Origin of the sequence: Candidatus Dedyshia acidiphila (assembly GCF_051025295.1) — a bacterium.
Classification (GTDB): Bacteria; Acidobacteriota; Terriglobia; order Terriglobales; family Acidobacteriaceae; genus KBS-83.
Genome location: NZ_JBMGJV010000040.1, coordinates 18,166 through 37,483 on the forward strand (window position 1 = coordinate 18,166; position 19,318 = coordinate 37,483).

A 19,318-nucleotide genomic window follows, 5' to 3' on the forward strand; every position below is an offset into this window, starting at 1 on the left:
AACGCGAGGTCCGATCGGGCCTCGCGTCTTTTTGCCTTCCATCGTTAGTGCAGCACGTTGAAGCTGCCGGCCTTTTCGGCCTGCGAGCTTCCGCCCACGTACACATCGAACGTGCCCGGCTCCACCACTCGCTTCACCTCGGCGTTGTAGAACGCCAGGTCGTCAAAGCCGAGCTTGAACTCTATGTGCTGCGTCTGCCCGGGCTGTAGCTGCATCCGCTGAAATCCCTTCAACTCGCGCACCGGCTGCGACACACTGGCGACCGTGTTGTGCAGGTAGAGCTGCGCCACCTCTGTCCCCGGCACGCTCGATACATTCCTCACATCGGCGCTGATCGTGATCTGCCCCACATCGCGACTGGTGCCGCCACTCTGGCTGATGTTCACGTTGGTGTATGTGAACTGCGCGTACGACAGACCCCAACCGAAGGGAAACAGCGGATCGTTCGGCGTATCGATGTAGCGCGAGAGGTATTTGTCACCGTGACCGGTCGGTGGATGCGTCAGGTCGGCATCGCCGGCTGGACGGCCGGTCGGCAGCTGCGCGAGGTAGAGAGGCTCCTGCCCCGCGTCGTACGGAAACTCGACCGGCAGCTTGCCCGACGGACTGATCTCGCCCATCAGCACGCGGGCCAGCGCAGGTCCGGCTTCGATGCCCGGGAACCACGCTTCGAGAATTGCCGGAACGTTCTTCGCGGCCCACGGCACCGCGGCGGGTCGCCCGTTGAACAGCACCAATACGACGGGCTTGCCCGCAGCGACCACCGCTTCCATCAACTGCCGCTGATTGCCCGGCAGTTCGAGTTGCGTGCGGCTGCTCGCCTCGCCGGACATCGTCGGTCCGGACTCCCCTAGCGCGAGCACCACCAGCGAAGCATTCTTCGCTGCGGTCACTGCGGCCGCGAAGCCAGCCGTGTCCGTGCCCATCACGTCGGTGCCTTTTTCGTAAGTGAGCTTCTTGCCCAGCCGCTTCTCGAGCGCGCTGCGCAGCGTGGTCACATTCGCCGGGTCGCCCTGCGCACTCCACGATCCGAGCATGTCCGGCGCGTCATCCGCCAGCGGTCCAATTAACGCCACGGACTTCAGATCGCTCGCCAGCGGCAGCAGCCGTCCGGTGCCCGTGATGGCTTCGTTCTTCAGCAGGACGAAGCTCTCCTCCGCTGCCTTGCGGGCCAGGTTGCGCTGCTCGTCGCTCGGCGTGTAGGCCGGCTTGCCCTCGTCGGTGTACGGGTGCTCGAACAGACCGAGTGCGAACTTCACGCGCAGAATGCGGCGCACGGCTTCGTCAATCACCGGCATAGGCACTTCGCCGCTCTGCACCAGCGCCGCGAGACGCGTGTGGTAGAGATTGCTCTCCATATCCATGTCCACGCCTGCCGTCACTGCCTTGCGCGCAGCCGTTGCGCCATCGCCGGCAATGCCGTGCTTCATCAGCTCGGCCACGGCGCCGTAGTCGCTGACCACCAGCCCGTCAAAGCCCCACTCCTTGCGCAGGATGCGTGTCAGCGTGAACGGATTGGCCGTCGCCGGCACACCGTTGATCGTGTTGAAGGCCGACATCACTGTCGCTGCGCCTTCATCGATCGCTGCCTTGTAGGGCGGCAGGTACACCTGGCGCAGCCGGATCTCCGACATGTCCACCGTGTTGTAGTCGCGTCCCGCCTCCGCCGCGCCGTACGCAGCGAAGTGCTTCACCGAGGTCGCCACCGAATCCGGCTTCGACAGGTCGCCCTGCTGATAGCCACGCACGTACGCGCGCGCAATCGCGCTGCCCAGGTACGGATCTTCACCAGCGCTCTCAACGATGCGGCCCCACCGCGCATCGCGTGCAATGTCCACCATCGGTGAGTAGACCCAGTTGATGCCGTCCTGCCGCGACTCCACAGCGGCGCGGTGAGCGGTCTGCTCCACCAGGTTGGCATCGAAGCTCGCCGCCAGCGCCAGGGGCACCGGGAACGTGGTGTGCTGGCCGTGGATCACGTCGAGGCCGAACAGCAGAGGAATATGCAGCCGCGACTTCTCAACCGCGATGTGCTGGAAGCGATTCGTCGCTTCGGCGCCGACCACGTTGAATAGCCCGCCGATCTCGCCCTTCGCCAGCATGCTGTCGTAGTCGAGCTTCTCGCCGCCGGGCCCCGTGATCGTGCTGCCACTGGTGTAGAGCACCAACTGGCCGATCTTCTCGTCCGTGGTCATCTGCCCGAGCAGCGCATCGACGCGCGCATTCAGTTTCTTGTCCGCGAGCTGTGCGTTGGCATGCGGCGCGGTGGGCGGCGGGGGGGGGCGGTGTCGTCTTGGAGCGCCGTCCAAAGCGGCCCATCTGTGCGGGGGCGAAGCTCGCTCCGCAGCTCAGCGTGAAGACGAGGGCAGCAGCAAGCAAAGAGCGGCGGGCGCGTGCGTTCAACAGAGAATCTCCCGACGGTGTTTCCAGGATGGAGGCCACCGCCATCCTACCAGCCGAACTCGTCGCGGCTCCCGTCCCGCACACAGCCGGTACCCCCGTCCCAAGTCTCTGGATCGCGCGGCAGGTGTCTGGCCCAAATGTCGGGCCTGGTCTCCGGCGCAGGTCTCCGGCCCAGGTGTCCGGATAGACGCTTCCTTGCACCGGCCCGCAGCGGTACCCTTGAGGAACGCTATGCTGCGCGCCCTCCAGCAACTGCGGCGTGCCACCCTGCACGCCCTCTCGCACGACGTTCTCACCCTGGCGAAGGCCGCGGCCTACTCGGCGATCCTCGGCCTCTTCCCGGCGCTGCTCGTGCTCACCACCGTGCTCGCGCTGGTGCCGCAGACCGACAGCCTGGTCGGTGAGATCCGCGCCGCACTCGCCGACTTCCTCCCCGGCAACGCCATCGACTCTGTCCAGGACTACTTCAACGCGCGCCATGCGCGCTCGCTCCAGGCGCTCACCTCGGCCGTGCTGGTCAGTCTCTTCGGGTGCATGGGGCTCATGACCTCATTTCTGCAGGGGCTGCGCCGCGCTTATGCCCCGTCCGTCTTCGACGACACGCGTACCGAGTGGACGCAGGCACGCGAGCGCGTCATCGCCTTCTTCCTGATCCCCAGCTGCCTCCTGCCCGCCGCCGTGGCCACCGTCCTCGTCGCCTTCGGCCACCAGATCGAGGGCTGGGTCCTCGACATCGCCGCGCATGACTACCAGCCCTATCTCCTGCTGCTGGGGCGCATGTCCCGCTGGTCCATGGCGCTGCTCACCACCGCCGCCGTGCTCGCCTTGATCTACCGCTTCGGCACCCCGCGGCGGCAGCACTGGCGCGAGGTCCTGCCCGGCGCCATCGTCTCCGCCGTCATCTGGTTCCTGACCACCCTGATCTTCGGCTGGTATGTCACCCGCTTTGCCGACTACAGCATCATCTACGGCTCGCTCGGCACGGCGGTCGCCACACTGGTCTGGCTCTACATCACCGCGCTCAGCGTGTTCTTCGGCGGCGAATACAACGCCCAGGTCGCTGCCGACCGGCTCGCCGCCAACCTCGCCACACCCCAACCCGAGCTGACCCTGCCCTGACCCCGGGAAAACGTTGCGAGTAGAATGTGTCCGATACCTTGACCGTCAAACAACAGGCCCCCGGAGGTCCCGCAAGGACCGGAGAGGGGTTGGAGTGCTCCCTGATGCTTCCTCCCGAAAGTGCTTTCTTCTCCTCCACGTCGGAACGCCGGACCAAGATCGTCGCCACCCTGGGCCCTGCCTCGAGCAGCGAAGTCACCTTTCGCGAACTGGTGCGCGCCGGGCTGGACGTTGCCCGGCTGAACTTCTCCCACGGCACCCATGAGCAGAAGCTCGAGCTGATCAAGATGGTGCGCAAAGTCGCCGAAGACGAGGGCAAGCCCCTCTGCATCCTCGGCGATCTGCAGGGACCGAAGATCCGCACCGGCAAGCTGGAGAACCGCACCCCCGTGCAGCTCGTCGCCGGGCAGACCCTCACCATCACGCCGCGTGAGATCGCCGGCAATGCCACCGTGGTGAGCACCACCTTCACCACGCTGGCCGAGAACCTGACACCCGGCGCGCGCATCCTGCTGTCCGATGGCCTGATCGAGCTGCACGTCACCGCGATCCATGGCGCGGACGTGGAGACCGTCGTCATCAACGGCGGCCTGCTCGGCGAGAGCAAGGGCATCAACCTCCCCGGCATCCCCGTCAAGACACCATCGCTGACCGAAAAGGACGAGGTCGATCTCAAGTTCTGTATCGAGAACGATGTCGACGCAATCGCGGTGTCCTTTGTGCGCACGGCTGAGGACATCCGCTACACCCGCGAGCGCGCCCGCGCTCTCGGCGGCGACATCTGGCTGATCGCGAAGCTCGAAAAGCCGCAGGCGATCGAGCACCTCGAAGGCATCCTCGAGATCGCCGACGGCGTGATGGTCGCACGTGGCGACCTCGGCGTCGAAGTGCCGCCGGAGAAGGTGCCTGCACTGCAAAAGCGCGTCATCCGCCGCGCCAGCGAATATCGCAAGCCCGTCATCACCGCGACCCAGATGCTCGAATCGATGATCGAAAACCCGCGGCCCACCCGCGCCGAAGCCTCCGACGTCGCGAACGCCGTCTATGACGGCACCGACGCCGTGATGCTCTCTGCCGAGTCTGCTGCCGGCAAGTATCCCGTCGAAGCCGTCAAGATGATGGACCGCATCGTGATCGAGAGCGAGCAGCAGATGCTGGCCGACCCAACCTTCGGCCGGCCGACCTCGCGCCACGTCCGGCTGTCGATCTCCGAGACCATCTGCGAGTCGATGGCGCATGCCGCCGAAGATCTCGACATCGCCGCCATCGCCGTCTTCACCGAGACTGGCACCACCGCCCGCCAGCTCTCGAAGTGGCGTCCCAAGCCGCCGATCTACGCGCTCTCGAGCGTGCCCAAGGTCATCCGCCGCATGAACCTTCTGTGGGGCGTACACCCCGTGTGCTGCGCCAAGTTCACCACGACCGAGTCGATGGTCGAGACCGCCGAAGATATTCTGACCTCAGGCGGTTACGTGAAGCCGCAGGAGATTCTCGGCATCGTCGCCGGCACCCGCACCCTGACCGGCTCCACCAACTTCCTGCGTCTGCACGTGCTCGGCGACCGTCTGCCCGGCCAGCATGAGGAGAAGGTCACGCAGGAGCTCACCACGGTCTAAGCGGAGAATAAGCGTTTCGTTCAGATCGAATGATCACTGGACTGGGCGGGTGCGCAGTAGTATTCGCTCGCACGCGCCTTTCATACTCTCTCTCCAGAGGGCTTCGCACCTTTCGATTTCGCCATACTTTTCAGCAAGGGCATGTTCATCCCATTCGGATCTCACCTTGCCGATGGGCAGGTCATCTGTTTCGCTTTCGATCGCGATCACCATTCTTCTATCGTCCTCCGATGCGGATGAAGGGTCGTCAAGAACGAAAGGCAGGAGCATTCGTGCGGCCTGTATAGTTCCGACGCGACCAGCTAGTAGCGCTTCCGCGATCTGCCTCACCTCATCAGTCTTTCGCTCGTCTGTCATTGTCCTCGCCGTACATCCTTGGTCGCGCCATCCTAACGGAGTACCACCCTGGAAGATGATTGGTGCGCTCTGCCTTACCATTTAGCTATGGGCCGCATCCGTGTTCTCTCTGACCAGGTCGCCAACCAGATCGCCGCGGGCGAGGTGGTGGACCGGCCTGCGTCGGTGGTCAAGGAGCTGCTCGAGAACGCGCTCGATGCCGGTGCCCAACGCATCCGCGTCGAGATCGAGGGCGGCGGACGCAAGCTGATCCGCATCGTCGATGACGGCTGCGGCATGATGCGCGACGATGCGCTGCTCGCGTTTGAGCGCCACGCCACCTCGAAGCTCCGCACCTCGGACGACCTGCTCTCGATCGCGACCCTCGGCTTTCGCGGCGAGGCGCTGCCGTCCATCGCCTCCATCTCGCGCCTCGAACTCGACACCCGTGCCGCGGAGGAACCTGCCGGCACCCACATCGAGATCGTCGGCGGCCGCATGCACCGCGTCGACGATGCCGGCCTGCCGCCGGGCACCACCATCGCCGTGCGCGACCTCTTCTTCAATACGCCGGCGCGGCGCAAGTTCCTCAAGTCAGAGACGACGGAGCTGTCACACGTCACCGCACTGGTGACACACTACGCGCTCGCGCATCCCGGCAAGCACGTCTCGCTGCACACCTCGACCCACACCTTGCTCGATGCGCCGCCGGTCGCCGACCCCGCCGACCGCATCTTCCAGATCTTCGGCCGCGAGACGCTCGACCAGTTGCTGCCCGTCGCCGCTGAGGTCGATCTCGAGCGCGTCGGACTGCCCGCGCCGCCACCCTGGAAGCAGGATGCCGACTACGAGCCACCCACTCCGGGCCATCTGCGGCTGAGCGGCTTCACCTCGAAGCCGGAGCTCGAAAAGCTCAATCGCAATTCGATCTACTCGTTCGTCAACCGACGCCTCGTGCGCGATCGCCTGCTGCTGCACGCCATCTCGGAGGCCTATCGCAACATCCTGCCGCCTACGTCGTTTCCTGTCGTGCTGCTCTTTCTCGAGATGCCGCCGGAGGAGGTCGACGTCAACGTCCATCCCGCGAAGACCGAGGTGCGCTTCCGCCAGCCCAGCGCGATCCACGCCTTCGTGCGCGACACGCTCCGTCGCAAGCTGATCCAGGCGCGCCCCGCCATGGGCTTCCTCACGGCGCTCGAAACGCACGCGGTCGCCTCACCCTCGTTGCTGCCCGGCGTCTCCGCACTGCCCGGCGCACCGGAGTCGGCGCCCGCTCCCGAGGCTGATGACGCGGAGCGCCTCGTGCTGACGCCGCCGCCGATCCTGCCCACCGCGCAGCGCCTCGACTTCACCGCAGCCCTGCCGATTGACGTTGCCGCCAACACCAGCGCCGGTCTGGCCACCGCAGGTCTGGCCACCGCAGGTCTGGCCGCAGCCGTCGCTGCAATCACCGCCAACGGAAATGGCGCAGCCGCGCAGCCGCTCGCCTCCGCGCCGGGCGGCCATTCCATCACCGGCGAAGACGCCGGGAGCCTGCACGCGCTCGCCTCGCTCAAGCCACTGGGACAGTTGCGTGAATCGTTCATCCTCGCCACCAACGAGGAAGGCCTCTGGATCATCGATCAGCATGTCGCGCACGAGCGCGTACTGTTCGAGAAGGTGCTGCGCGCGCGTGCCGTCGAGCAGGTCGAGCGCCAGCGCCTCCTCATGCCCATCCTGATCGACCTCACACCGGCCCAGATGGTCACCTTTGCGCAGATCGCGGCAGAGCTCGAGCGCAACGGCTTCGAGGCAGAGCCGTTCGGTCCACGCACGCTCGCCATCAAGGCAGCGCCGGTCGGCCTCGAAGGCCGCGAGCTCGAGCGCATGCTGATCGAAGTGCTCGAGCAGAGCGACCGGCTCGATCAGCAGGAGAACCTCAGCGCGGCGCGGGCCCGCATCGCTGCCTCGATCGCCTGCCACGCCGCCATCAAGATCAACATGCCGCTCGACCCCGAGCGCATGACGTGGCTGCTCGCCGAGCTGGGCAAGACCGAGCTGCCGACGAGCTGCCCGCACGGCCGGCCCATCGCGCTGCGTTATTCTTGGAAGGACATCGAGCGCGCCTTTCACCGGATCTAACTCCCTGCGGTGCGCTCCTCTTTTCATCTCGAGATCGGACGTTCATGACACAGGATCAATTAGTACAAGCGCGGCGGGCACGCTGGCGTCAGGATGGCAACGCGCTGCTGACGCTGGACGATGCCGAGCGCTGGCTCCGCGAAACGCCGCTGTGCCTCTATCTGCCGCGGCATTCGCATGTGCCCGCGCCCGCGCCCAGCTTTGTCGAAGCTGTCGCCGGAGTGGCCGACCCGGCCCCCGGTCCGGAGCGGCTGAGCGCAGCAGCGGACATGCTCGCGCGCCTGGTCGAGAGCGGCGCCGCCATCGCGCTCAACCTCTTCGGTTCGCCCTCAGGCATCGTCGGCGAGCAGCCTGACTTTCTCGCCACGCCCGAAGCGCTGCCGTACCTCTATGCCATGCAGGCAGAGCGCAACCCCAAGAAGGAGCCCACCACCACCGGCCAGGCGCGCGTCTCGCCGCTGGCGGCGGAGACGTGGAAGCTGCTCGAGCGCGAGGGCGCACTCACCGTCGCCGAGCTGCGCGCGCATCTGGGCCGCGAAGTCACCGAGGCAGCGACATTGCGCGCCCTCGGTGAGCTCTGGCACGTCATGCGTGCTGTGCCCGTCCCGGCCGCCAGCGGCCTGCCCGCGCACTGGGAGTTGCTCGTCGCGCGTCACCGCCGCGAGCTCAACGTCGGCAGCACGCAGTCGCAGACCACCGCGCTCTCCATCCTGGCGTCGTTCTATTTGCAGTCCGCCGTCGCCGCCTCGCCGGAGCAGGTTGGCATCTTCCTGTCGCCGCTCGCGTCGCGCTCGCGCATCCGCGACGTCGTTCACGGCCTCACCACCACGCGCCAGTTGCATTCCTTCCCGCTTGGTGGAGAAGAGCAGCTTTACATCGAAGGCACCTTGCCCGAGTTCCCCGAGGAAGAAGCCGTTGCCGCCGAGCTGTCGAGTGCGGCTACCGGCGAAGATGCTGGTCTCGAACAGAACGAGCCCAGCGTCATCGAAGCCGCTGCGAGCGGACCCTCGGCCGAGCGTGCCGCTGGCCGGCCGCGCCCGGCTGCACACAGCCAGCGTGGCCCCGGCAAGCGGCCCAGCTTTGGCGATCGCGCCCGTGGCGCCGGTGGCGACCGCGCCCGCGGCGCTGGTGGCGATCGAGGACGGTCGTTCCCCCGTCGCGAAGCGGGCGCAGGCCGCCCGCCGAGACGCGATGGCGAGGCAGGCAGCCGCCCTCGTTTCGAAAAACGCGATCGTTCCCCCGCGCGCTTCGACCGCCCCGCCGGCGCAGGTGAACAGGGAACGGGAGAGCGCCCGGCAGCTTCCGGGTCGTCCTTCCCGCGCAGAGATCGCCCTGCCGGCGGCGCTGCCTTCCGCTCGGCTCGCCCGGGTGGCGCGCGCCCGTTCGGTGCACGTCCCGGTGGTGCACGTCCCGGCGGAGCCCGGCCTGGCGGACCACGTACAGGTGCTGGCCCCCGTTCCAGCTCCGACCGCCCGGCACGTCCCTTCACCCGCGGAGGAGCCGGTGATCGGCGTCCCTCCGGACCGCCTCGTGAGGGCCGTCCCAACGCCGGCCGACCCAGCGCTGGCCGACCCAGCGCCGGCCGTCCAAGTGCTGGCCGTCCCGACCGTGGCGGCACGGGGGACCGCCCGCGCAGCCCGCGTCCCTTTGGCGAGAAGCGTCCCTACACTCCATCCGGCGAGAAGCGTCCCTTCCGGCCTGCAGGCGAGAAGCGGCCCTACACCCCATCCGGTGAGAAGCGCCCGTTCCGTCCCGCAGGTGAGCGTGGTCCAGCCGCGCCCCGCCCCTTCGCAGCCCGTGGACCCCGTCGCGACTTCGACAAGCCCGGCGCAGCGCCGGGCGACAAGCCGCGCCGTGAGGGTGGCGCACCGCGCAGCTTTGCTGACAAGCCATTCGCGAAGAAGCCCTACGTTCGCAAACCGGCTGGCCCGGGTGCCCCCGGTGAGTCAGGCGCAGGCGAGCGCAAACCCTACACGCGGCGTCCAGCGGGCGACCGCAAGCCGTTCGCAGCAGGCAAGCCGGCTGGCGACCGTAAGCCGTTTGGCGCAGGCAGACCAGCAGGCGCGCGCGCCCCCTTCCGTGAGCGCGCAGCCGGCGCCGGGCGTCCAGCCTTCGGTGGTGGCGAGCGCAAACCCTTCCGCAAGGACGCTGGTGGACCCGGCGGTCCGCCGCGTCCCTTCCGTAAGCCAGAAGGCGCAGCCGGCCGTCCGGCTCGGCCTTTCCGCAAAGACGCAGGCGCTGCCGGCGGCCCTCCTCGGCCCTTCCGCAAGGACGCAGGCGCCGGTGGAGCCGGTCGTCCACCACGCCCTGCAGGCTCGGCTTCGGACCGCGGCCCGCGACCGGCTGGCGGCGCAGGCGCCCGTCCCTTCCGCCCGGCAGGTGCCCGTCCGGCAGGTGCTCGTCCGGCAGGTGCTCGTCCCGGTGGCGCTCGTCCCGGTGGTGCACGACCCGGGGGAGCAAGGCCGGGCGGCGCAGGGCCCGGTGCACGAACCGGTCGCCCCGCAGGCGGTCCCGGTGGTCGTCCCAGCTTCCGCCCCGGCGGTCGCCCGACAGGTCGTCCGGCTCCGGGTGGCGCGCGCAAGCCCGGCGGCACACGGCCCCCGGCTCGCAAGCCCAGGCGCGAGGGAGACGAAGGCTAGATGGCGCAGCCTCCGTCATCCGAGCCCGTGCCGCATCCCGTGCCGTTGATCGTGGCCATCGATGGACCGGCCGGCGCGGGCAAGAGCACGGTGGCCCGCGCCCTGGCCGAGCGCTTCGGCCTGCTCAATCTCGAGAGTGGCGCCATGTACCGCGCCTTCGCGCTTAAAGCGATCCAGCGCGGCATCGCGACCAGCGATGCTGCGGCACTTGAAGCTCTGGCGCATGAGACGGATGTGCGGCTCGAGTCGCCGGCTCAGAGCGCAGACGGGGCCGGAGCAGGGAATCGCGTGCTGCTCGATGGCGTCGACGTCACGGCAGAGCTGCGCACCCCGGCCGTTACCGCAGCGGCCTCCGAGGTCAGCGTGCATCCGCCCATTCGGCGCTGGCTGGTCGGTCTGCAGCAGGCGCTCGGCGCGCGCGGCAAAGTCGTCATGGAGGGCCGGGACATCGGCACCGCCGTCTTTCCGCAGGCGCCGATCAAGATCTTCCTCGACGCCTCACCCGAGCGTCGCGGCGAGCGGCGCTACGAGCAGAACCGCGGCGCGGCCACCCCCGCCCATCTGCCCGCCACCGTACTAGCCGAGATTCGCGAGCGCGATCACCGCGACCGCACCCGGGCAGACTCCCCGCTGCGTCCCGCCGAGGACGCCGTCATCATCGACTCGACCGAGCTCAGCCTGGGCGAGGTCATCGAACTCGCCGCCAAGCTGGTGCAGAACTACCTCGACAGCGCTCCCCGGACCCATTAACTACTGCTCCGTCGTCTGTGGGGGCGCTTCGCTGCGCGGCACCCGCAGATGCGGTGCGTGCGGAGCCTTCGGCGGCTTGGGTGGCGTGGGCGTCTTCGGCTGTTCTGGCGTCTCCGGCCGCTCTGGCGCTTCCTCGTTCTCGGCCTGCGGCGGTCCAATCTCCACATCGCCGTGCTCGGTCATCAGCGTCACCTGCTCGGCGGGGCCGGCTCCGCGCCCAGTCTCACCGTCAATGTGCCGCTCGCTTCGGTTGACGTTCCCGTTCCAGCTCAGACCGCTGGACACATTGCCGTCATGCGAGCTCGCGTCCACCCGGTAGAGGTGATCCGGCGGCAGCCCGATCCGGACGGCGCCATTGCGATTGCGCAGCGTGACCGGACCCTTGTTGCCGTCAAGATTGACGCGAATGTCGCCATCCGATGTCGACACATCGAGCGGGCCCCCGACGCCGGAAAACGTGATGTTCTTGGCTCGCGTGGCCGCCTGCACCCGGCCCGTCGCGCGGGTCAGGTTCAGGTCCTGGTGATCCAGCGACAGGTCGCCATCGAGCTTGTCGACCGAGAAGGTCGTTCGGCTCGAGTGGAAGGTCAGCGGCGCGGCCAGCCGGCTCAGGTCGACGTCGCCGGTGTAGTCGCCCTCAAGCGTTACCCGCCCGGTCACGTCCGAGATGCTGGCGTCTTCGATGCGGCCGCTCAGGTTCAGCGTGCTGGCGAGCGCATGCGCAGCAAAGTCGCCGCCAGACAGCCGCGTTGTGCAACTGCCGCCAATCTTGTTCAGCGACACGTTGCCATGCGCCGCCTCCACACCCACGCTCCCGTTCAGGCCGTTCACGGCAACATTGCCGTGCCCGGTCCTCATGACCAGGCTGGTGTCGGCCGGCACCTGCACGGTTAGATCGACACTGCCGCGGTCCAGCCGCGCCGTCGTCAGCGTGCCCTCGTGGCCGTTCACGGTGAGCGTCGGCTGAATGCGTCCAAGCAGGCGCGTGGCGTCGTTGTCCCTCGAGGTGTAGACGGTCTTGTGCGCACTCACATGAATGCGGTCATCCGTCGAAGGTCCGATCGACACGTCACCGCGCGGGTTCTCGATCGTCAGCCGGCCGTTTGCGCCGAACGCCTGGTCGAACTGCGTATCGTCGTCGTGCTCCTGGCCGAACAGGTGCAGGCGCCAGTTGTCGTCCTGGTCCGAGAAGTGCCAGCCGAAGGGGCTGTGCATCGCCTCCCGCCCGGCAAAGGCGAGCCCCGCCATCAGCACGATCAGGAACGCCAGGCCGCCCACGCCGGAGCGGCGGGCCAGCGGCTGATCGCGATCCAGATACCACTCACCCAGCAGAAGCACGCCGAGCACGATCAGCAGCAGCGGCCACCAGTGGACGTACCAGTCCCAGAAGTCCGCGCCATTGATGTGCCCGGTCTCGACCAGCAGCGCCATGATGCCGGTGATGATCAGGAACAGTGGCCGGACCAGCGAGGGGCGGCGCAGGCCGCGATAGTAGGCGCGCTGCACCTTCATCTGCGCGCGGGCGGCGCGTCTCTGGGCGCGGGCCTGGCGCGGATCGAAGCTGCCGGGAGGTGTGCTGTAGGGTGGCGGGGCGGCTGCCATCATTGGCCTCCCTGCGACCGCTCAAGGTCGCTCGGCGGTACCGGCACGAGGTTGGTGCCCGGTGGCGGCGGCGGAGTTTGCCACCCCGACGGCGGATAGGCGACGGGCATCTGACCCGGGTAGGGCGGCTGCAGCGGCGTCTGCCGCTCAAAGGCAGCGCGCTCCACCAGCATCAGGACACCCGCGACGACCAGGTACAGCGGCCAGCTCTGGCTGAAGCTGAGGATGTCCCATTGGTTCAGCAGGGCAGTCACGCCGAACAGCAGCAGATAGACCGGGCCGCGCACGCGGCGGATCAGGATCCAGCGGTTCATCGCGGACCTCCGGCATATGGGTCAGCCTGCGCCCGCGGGTCGGTCGGACTGCCAACAGGAGGCATCGGGTCGGGCGGCACCGAGCGAGCCCGGCGGACCAGGATCCAGATCCCCAGCCCGATGATCAGCAGCGGCCACAGGTGGCCGATCCAGGCAAAGCGCAGCAGTCCCAGCGAGCCAAACAGGAACAGCACACCCAGCCCAATAAGCACGATCGCGCCGATGGGCAGATCACGCCGTGCTACTTCGGCATAGTTCACTCCGGCATACGTCGGCGGCACCGGCGCGTAGCCCGGAGGCGGCGGCGGAGCCTGCGGCACGAACCCCGCGCCGACGGGCGGCACGAAGCCGGCAGCGGACGGCGGAGGAGGCGGTCCCGGCGCCCAGTTGCCGCCAGGGGTGGGGGTCCAGTTGACCCCGGCGGTGGGATCCCAGTTCACGTGGGCGGTCGGATCCCAGGACCCGGACGGGGGCACCGGCGGAACCGCGCCCGGCGCAGCCGGATGAATCCCTAGCCGCTGAGCGATGTCATTCAGCCCGAACGGATTCGGCAGCGGCATGCCGTCGCGGCGTGCGATCGCCGTCTGGTACGCGTCGAAGACCTGGTAGAAGACCCACGCCGCCAGCAAAATGCCGAACTCGCCGACGTGATCGCTCAGGCTGGCCAGCACGGTAAAGATCAGCACATGGGCAATGCCCTTCGCGTACTGTCCGTTGTACATTGCGCCCACGCCGGGGATGAAGCCCAGCAGGGCGGCGAGGATGGGGTGCGGCTCACCTGTGGTGAAGCTGCCGCCGACTGTCGTGTGGCTGCGCAGGCGCTCGGCCAGGCAGGCTTCGCAGTACACCGCCCCGCCGACATTGCGGACGCAATCCTTGCAGAGAGGCTTGCCGCAGAACTGGCAGAAAGCTGTGGACGGCACCTCAGGGTGAAAGTGGCAGTTCATACCAGGCTCCTTTCTGACGTCTTCTGGTGGTGCGTGCCTGGGTACGGAGAGACGTGGCCCATACTGTGCGCCGTCAGCAGCAGGCGCTGTGACATGTGATGGTGAACCGGCCGGCTGGCGAGCACCGGCGCGCCCCGCCGCTCGCCCGTCGGCGCAGCGTGAATGGCGCTCGAACCGTGATGCCCGGAAGCGTCCCCGGGCGTCTTGTCCGCGCCATTGCCCGCAGCCGGCTTCGACTGGTCCGGAGCCACGGGAGCTGCCTTCGGTGTGCTCTGACTGCCCGCAGCCGGCGCGGCCTGCGTCCTGCTGTTCTGGGTTCCGGTCGTCTGGGTTCCGTTGTTTTGGGTCCCGCTATCGCTGGCCGGCCCGTTGTCGCGGCGCATTTCGTTCACCTGCGACTCAAGGATGTACACGATGCGCAGGTTCTCGTAGTACCGGCGCATGTGCGCGTAGTTGGTGAAGTACTCGTGACTCAGCGACGAGGCGAGCACCGAGGGCCGCAGGTCCGTCATGTGGATCTGGTTCAACCGCACACCGCTCAGGTTCAGCGTCAGCGCGATCGAGAAGAATGCCATCGCCACGGTCATGATCAGGCGGCTCTCCGCTGCATGCCGCTGCAGCATCATCATCGGCATGCCCAGCCACGGCTCGCGGGGGACCGCAGCCACGCCCGGCGCAGCCAGCATCTGCTCCGGCGTCGGCAGCCCGCTGGTCCCTGCCAGGATCTTCTCTACTAGCCCGCTGGGCGCCTCGGGCGCTTCGCGAAGGAACTCCAGCCACTCACTCCCGCGGCGCGTCTCCTCGAGCAGCAGGCCGCAGGCATCGCAGCTCTGGCTGTGCGCGGCAAAGGCGGCTGCGTCGGCCGGGGCAAGCGTCCCGTCCAGCGCGTCCACCAGCATCGCCTCCCAGGCGTCGCAGTTCAGCGCGCCCGGCGTGCGGCTGCCTTTCTCCGGATTGTGATCGGTCGGCACGGCTACATCACCTGCTTCTTGTTGCGTCCCAGCAGCCGGGCCAGTTCGGCGCGGCCCCGGCTGATGCGACTCTTGACGGTTCCCTCCGGCACACGCAGTACCAGAGCGATCTCTTTGTAATCCATATCTTCGAGGTCGCGCAGAATCACTGCTTCGCGCAACTCCGGCGATACCTTGGCCAGCGCGGCCTGCACCATCCGGCCCAGCTCCCGCGCCACCGTGTGATCGTGCGGCGAGCGATCCTTTGTCTGCAGCAGATCAGCCCCGCTGCGCGCATCTTCCACGCTGTCCCAACCCGCATCGAGCGAGTCGGTTGACCGCTCCATCCGGCTCCTGCGGAAGTGGTCGACCAGCAGGTTGCGCGTCAGCGTCGTAATCCATGTCGTGAAACTACCTTTATCGCTGTTGAAGCTGCGCAGGTTGCCGTAGAGCTTGAGAAAGACCTCCTGCGTCAGGTCCTCCGCGTCATGTGCCGACCCGGTAAAGCGGTAGCACATGCCGTAGACGCGGCGATGGTGGCTGCGGACCAGCTCCGCCCACGCGCTGCTGTCGCCCCGCAGGCAGCGATCGACCAGGATGCCCCAATCCACCTCGGCCCCCGGAGCGGCCGGCACCGCGCCGCGAGCAGCCACGCGCGCAGGCGTTCCGTCCCGCCGAAGCGTCGGGCTCTCAGAGGGCGGTGTGCCCGGGGCGGCCTGTGAGTCTCGTCCTGACATCCTGTCCCGCGTGATCTTGGCAGGATACTTGTTCGGCCGGTCACTGGACGGCAAGGGCGACCACAAACCATTGGCCCGGGAGCCCATCCCGCCTCCCAGCAGACCCGGCCATGTCGCGGTAGCGCTCATGGTCCCTAATACGGCAGAACGGAGCAACTGGTTCCATGGACTTCGAAGGAGCAGGGGGCAACGACCCCTGCCCCCCTCGCCCTGCCGGGGTACACTGGCCGCGCTCCAGAGGGCTCATCCGGATGCGACCTCGGCTACTGATCTGTCTCATCGCTCTCGCCAGCGTCGCCCAGGCGCAGACTCCCGCAAAGAAGGGCGTCACGGTCACGGGGCACATCTACTGCGCCGACACGAACGCGCCAGCCCGTCTCGCTACCGTGGCGCTCGAACCCGTCGCTATCCTCGAGTGGCAGCCGGTCGCACAATCACGAGCCGCCGCCCCGGATCAACAGATCAGTTTCATCGCCGTGCAGACCGGCCTGGACGGGAGCTTCCTCGTTCCGGACGTGGCCCCCGGGGACTACTACGTGGTCGCCGACAAGCCCGGCTACATCTCGCCATTTGCGAGCGTCAGCTCGGAGTCCCTCTCGCACGCCACTGCCGAGGAGCGCCAGCGCATCATGCACCTGCTGCCGCGGGTCAGCGTGCAGGCTGGTCTGCCCGCGACTGTCGACGTCCGCCTCGAGCGTGGCGCCGCGATCTCCGGCACCGTCCTGTTCGACGACGGAACGCCCGCCTCTGGACTCCCGGTGCGTGTCCTGACGCGCGAGAAACAGGGTGACAGGCAGGTCTGGACGCCCATGCGGTCGAGCCCTCTGCCAATGATGGGTGGCCCGACAACGGATGACCAGGGCCGCTATCGTCTGGCCGGTCTCGTCGGCCGCGACTACCTGGTCGAGGTGGACCTTAAGCTCGATCGCTTCGAATTCGGAGTGAGCGTAGGAGCAGGACACGAAGGCGGGTCGTCATCGATCAACGACGTCGCGAAACTCGCGTTCTACTCAGGCGGCACGACGCGCAAGCGCGACACGAAACCGCTCAGGCTCAGTGCAGGCGATGAGGCAGCCGAGGATATGACGATTCCGCTGTCCAAGCTGCACACCATCAGCGGCGAACTGACCGCTGCCCATGACGGACACGTCATCAATAAAGGCGAAATCCAACTGCTCGACCCCGACGACAAGACGGAGCTCGAGAGCGCGAAGGTGAACCGCACCGACAACCGGTTCTATCTGCGCTTCGTTCCGGAAGGCGACTACATCCTGCGTGCGCACGACGCAGCCGACGTGACCTACGAGGACATTGCCTTCCCACCCGGCTACACACCACAGACACACGAAGAGGTCCACAGCCTGCACAACTACGGCACCGCGGACCAGCCCCTGAACGTCCATGAGGACACGGCCGGCCTCGTCGTCGCCCTCCCAGAACAGACCGGGGCCGCAAAGCCAGCACCGTAGGGAGCGACAAAACCGGACCGATGATCCTTCGTCGCTGCGCTCCTCAGAAGAACTCGGGCAATCGGCACGGGCGTGCCCATCGCCGTCCGGGGTCATCCTGAGCGCAGCGAAGATTAGCGGTTCCTGATCCGTGACCCCTGCTTAGTGCGGCACGCTCATAAAGTCCGGCGCTACCGGGCTTTCATAGAGCGACAGATCGCGCGTCACCACCGTCAGCCCCGAGGGCGTGACGTGGTAATGGCGGCGGTCTTCGTTCTGGTCGTAGCCGATCACCGTGCCCTCCGGCAGATGGACGTCGCGGTCGATGATGGCGCGGCGGATGCGGCAGTGCCGGCCGATGTCGACGTGGGTGAAGATGATGCTCGAGTCGATCTCCGCATACGAGTTGACGCGCACATCCTGCGACAGCAGGCTGTTGCGCACCACGGCGCCCGAGACGACGCAGCCCTGCGACACGATCGAGTTCACCGCCATGCCCGTACGACCCGGCTCGCCAAAGACGAACTTCGCCGGCGGATACTGCCGCTGGCGCGTGCGTAGCGGCCAGTTGTGGTCATACAGGTTGAAGATTGGCGACACCGAGACCACGTCCATGTTGGCGTCGTAGTAGGCGTCCAGCGTGCCCACATCGCGCCAGTAGAGCTCCTTGCGGTTCTCATCGACGAAGTTGTACGCCGTCATCTTGTACTTGCCGAGCAGCGACGGCAGGATGTTGTGACCGAAGTCGTGCTTCGATGTGGAGTCGTCCGCGTCCCTGATCAGCGAGGGCAGCAGGACATCCGTGTTGAAGATGTAAATGCCCATCGACGCATCGACCATGTCCGGATTCCACGGCGAGCGCAGCGTGGTCTCCTTCGGCTTTTCAAGAAAGCCGACCACCTCGCCGGCCTTGCTCACATCGACCACGCCGAAGCGCGACACCTCATCCGGCCGGATGGGCAGCGTCGCCAGCGTCACGTCCGCGCCCACCCGCTTGTGGTGGTCGAGCATGAGCTGGTAGTTCATCTTGTAAATGTGATCGCCGGACAGGATGATGACGTACTTCGGCTGCTCTGCGCCGATTGAATAGATGTTCTGGTACACCGCATCCGCAGTGCCCATGTACCAGTTCGCGCTGACGCGCTGCATGGGCGGCAGGATCTCCACGAACTCGCCCAGCTCCTGCGCCACGCTGCCGCTCCAGCCCTCGCGGATGTGGCGGTTCAGCGACAGCGCCTTGTACTGCGTCAGGATGTACACCCGGCGCAGGTCGGAGTTGATGCAGTTCGAAAGCGTGATGTCGATGATGCGGTAGGTGCCGGCAAAAGGGACGGCAGGTTTGGCTCGGTCGCGCGTCAGGGGGAAGAGACGCTCGCCGGCTCCACCGGCGAGGAGAACACCCAGTGTGTCTTTCATCGTCATGCCTTTCGCGGATCTCCCTGTCGCGGCCGGCCGGATGCGGACTCTGCAATCCTCCGGGGCCGCTGGTTCGCGCAACGCTCATCGGCTCTGGCGCCGCTGCGCAAGCCAGCTTACAGGCAATTACCCATGAGGGGACAGGGGCCGCACGAACGCAGCCCCGCTTTTCTTCACGACGCGGTATCGTTGGCTTCGCCTGAATCGCCCTCGATCGAGATGCGCAGCGAGCGCAGGAAGCTGACATCCTGCGGCGTGAAGCTGTCCACGCCTTCTCCTGCCTCCGGGGTCTCCGGCTCCTTCTCGACCTCGTTCAGTCCTATCGTCGCCTCGAGCATCAACAGCACATCGAAGCCCTGGCTGCGTATGTTCTGCACCACGCCCGCAATCTGCTCGGATTCGGAGACTGATTCCTGAATGGCTTCTCCTAGCTGCTCGATCAGCTTGCGCACTCGTGCATTCATCGCGCCTCCCCTGGACCGCCGGTCTCCCGGACAAAGTATCTCCCTACCTTACGTCTGATGGGGCGGAGCGGCAATTCGCCGCCGCACCGGGAGAACTTCGCGTGATGCACCGCAATTCTTAGGGCTTCGGCAGCAGGCTCAACACATCGGCAGCGATCGCGGCATGCGCGGCGGTGGTCGGGTGCGTCGCGTCCCAGAACAGATACTGGTTCGGCTCGGCGCAGATGGCGTTCGTCGTCACGTTGGGCACCGTGCAGCGGTCCGTCACATCCGTGAAGCCGTACACCTGCGGATGAGCAGACACCGCACTGAGCAATGTGTTGACGTCAAAAAAACTTGAAGTAGCGCATTCCCGGCAGGATGGCGAAGTAGTTGTTGCTGATGGTGAAGAGCTCCCCGTTGAAGTCGCCCGTGATCGCCTGCGCCCACAGCGGGACGAACGGGCTGACCGTCGCG

Annotated in this window: 16 protein-coding genes; 6 read left to right on the forward strand and 10 right to left on the reverse strand. The window is 67.0% G+C overall.

The annotated features are described in order from the left end of the window. Positions 1-44: 44 nt before the first annotated feature. Positions 45-2,309, reverse strand: a complete 2,265-nt coding sequence (gene bglX / locus AC5IJH_RS14825) for a beta-glucosidase BglX (RefSeq protein ID WP_491903605.1) — start codon at positions 2,307-2,309, stop codon at positions 45-47. Positions 2,310-2,634: 325 nt separating this feature from the next. On the opposite strand from bglX, the gene AC5IJH_RS14830 reads away from it, so the two are divergent. Together AC5IJH_RS14830 and pyk are read left to right on the forward strand one after the other, a co-directional pair. Next, the gene (locus tag AC5IJH_RS14830) at positions 2,635-3,522 is read left to right on the forward strand and encodes a YihY/virulence factor BrkB family protein (protein ID WP_491903606.1); all 888 of its coding nucleotides are present in this window, start codon (positions 2,635-2,637) and stop codon (positions 3,520-3,522) included. 104 nt (positions 3,523-3,626) lie between these two features. Further along, on the forward strand, positions 3,627-5,138 hold the full coding sequence (pyk, locus tag AC5IJH_RS14835) for a pyruvate kinase (RefSeq protein ID WP_491903607.1): 1,512 nt from the start codon (positions 3,627-3,629) through the stop codon (positions 5,136-5,138). A 33-nt stretch (positions 5,139-5,171) separates the two neighbouring features. Here the strand turns inward: pyk and AC5IJH_RS14840 are convergent, their stop codons facing one another. Then, positions 5,172-5,351, reverse strand: coding sequence for a hypothetical protein (locus AC5IJH_RS14840; protein ID WP_491903608.1), 180 nt, complete (start codon positions 5,349-5,351; stop codon positions 5,172-5,174). Between the two features lie 231 nt (positions 5,352-5,582). Here AC5IJH_RS14840 and mutL point away from each other — a divergent pair, with 231 nt between their 5' ends. From mutL to cmk, 3 genes are read left to right on the forward strand one after another with little or no spacing between them, the layout of a single operon-like run. Next, on the forward strand, positions 5,583-7,595 hold the full coding sequence (gene mutL / locus AC5IJH_RS14845) for a DNA mismatch repair endonuclease MutL (protein ID WP_491903609.1): 2,013 nt from the start codon (positions 5,583-5,585) through the stop codon (positions 7,593-7,595). Between the two features lie 44 nt (positions 7,596-7,639). Continuing rightward, the gene (locus tag AC5IJH_RS14850; RefSeq protein WP_491903610.1) at positions 7,640-10,234 is read left to right on the forward strand and encodes a hypothetical protein; all 2,595 of its coding nucleotides are present in this window, start codon (positions 7,640-7,642) and stop codon (positions 10,232-10,234) included. Next, the gene (gene cmk, locus AC5IJH_RS14855; protein ID WP_491903611.1) at positions 10,235-10,984 is read left to right on the forward strand and encodes a (d)CMP kinase; all 750 of its coding nucleotides are present in this window, start codon (positions 10,235-10,237) and stop codon (positions 10,982-10,984) included. It abuts the gene before it with no gap. Here the strand turns inward: cmk and AC5IJH_RS14860 are convergent, their stop codons facing one another. Genes AC5IJH_RS14860 through AC5IJH_RS14880 form a run of 5 tightly spaced genes read right to left on the reverse strand, consistent with a single transcriptional unit; the run spans position 10,985 to position 15,450 of the window. Further along, positions 10,985-12,589, reverse strand: a complete 1,605-nt coding sequence (locus tag AC5IJH_RS14860) for a DUF4097 family beta strand repeat-containing protein (protein ID WP_491903612.1) — start codon at positions 12,587-12,589, stop codon at positions 10,985-10,987. Continuing rightward, positions 12,586-12,900 carry a hypothetical protein gene (locus AC5IJH_RS14865; RefSeq protein WP_491903613.1) on the reverse strand — a complete coding sequence of 105 codons (315 nt, stop codon included), beginning with the start codon at positions 12,898-12,900 and terminating at the stop codon, positions 12,586-12,588. Before AC5IJH_RS14865 ends, AC5IJH_RS14860 begins: the two co-directional genes overlap by 4 nt. Further along, positions 12,897-13,847, reverse strand: a complete 951-nt coding sequence (locus AC5IJH_RS14870; RefSeq protein WP_491903614.1) for an LIM domain-containing protein — start codon at positions 13,845-13,847, stop codon at positions 12,897-12,899. Before AC5IJH_RS14870 ends, AC5IJH_RS14865 begins: the two co-directional genes overlap by 4 nt. After that, positions 13,844-14,818: a zf-HC2 domain-containing protein gene (locus tag AC5IJH_RS14875; RefSeq protein WP_491903615.1), complete on the reverse strand. Its 975-nt coding sequence runs from the start codon at positions 14,816-14,818 to the stop codon at positions 13,844-13,846. Before AC5IJH_RS14875 ends, AC5IJH_RS14870 begins: the two co-directional genes overlap by 4 nt. A 2-nt stretch (positions 14,819-14,820) precedes the next feature. After that, on the reverse strand, positions 14,821-15,450 hold the full coding sequence (locus tag AC5IJH_RS14880) for an RNA polymerase sigma factor (protein WP_491903616.1): 630 nt from the start codon (positions 15,448-15,450) through the stop codon (positions 14,821-14,823). A gap of 335 nt (positions 15,451-15,785) precedes the next feature. On the opposite strand from AC5IJH_RS14880, the gene AC5IJH_RS14885 reads away from it, so the two are divergent. Further along, positions 15,786-17,003: a carboxypeptidase-like regulatory domain-containing protein gene (locus AC5IJH_RS14885; RefSeq protein WP_491903617.1), complete on the forward strand. Its 1,218-nt coding sequence runs from the start codon at positions 15,786-15,788 to the stop codon at positions 17,001-17,003. Between the two features lie 141 nt (positions 17,004-17,144). Here the strand turns inward: AC5IJH_RS14885 and glgC are convergent, their stop codons facing one another. The 3 genes from glgC to AC5IJH_RS14900 form a co-directional block, all read right to left on the reverse strand. Beyond that, complete coding sequence (gene glgC, locus AC5IJH_RS14890) at positions 17,145-18,398, reverse strand: glucose-1-phosphate adenylyltransferase (RefSeq protein ID WP_491903621.1); 1,254 nt, start codon at positions 18,396-18,398, stop codon at positions 17,145-17,147. 173 nt (positions 18,399-18,571) lie between these two features. Then, entirely contained in the window at positions 18,572-18,862 is a 291-nt protein-coding gene (locus AC5IJH_RS14895; RefSeq protein WP_491903618.1) for a hypothetical protein, read from the reverse strand. A 118-nt stretch (positions 18,863-18,980) separates the two neighbouring features. Beyond that, complete coding sequence (locus AC5IJH_RS14900) at positions 18,981-19,166, reverse strand: hypothetical protein (protein ID WP_491903619.1); 186 nt, start codon at positions 19,164-19,166, stop codon at positions 18,981-18,983. Positions 19,167-19,318: the final 152 nt, after the last annotated feature.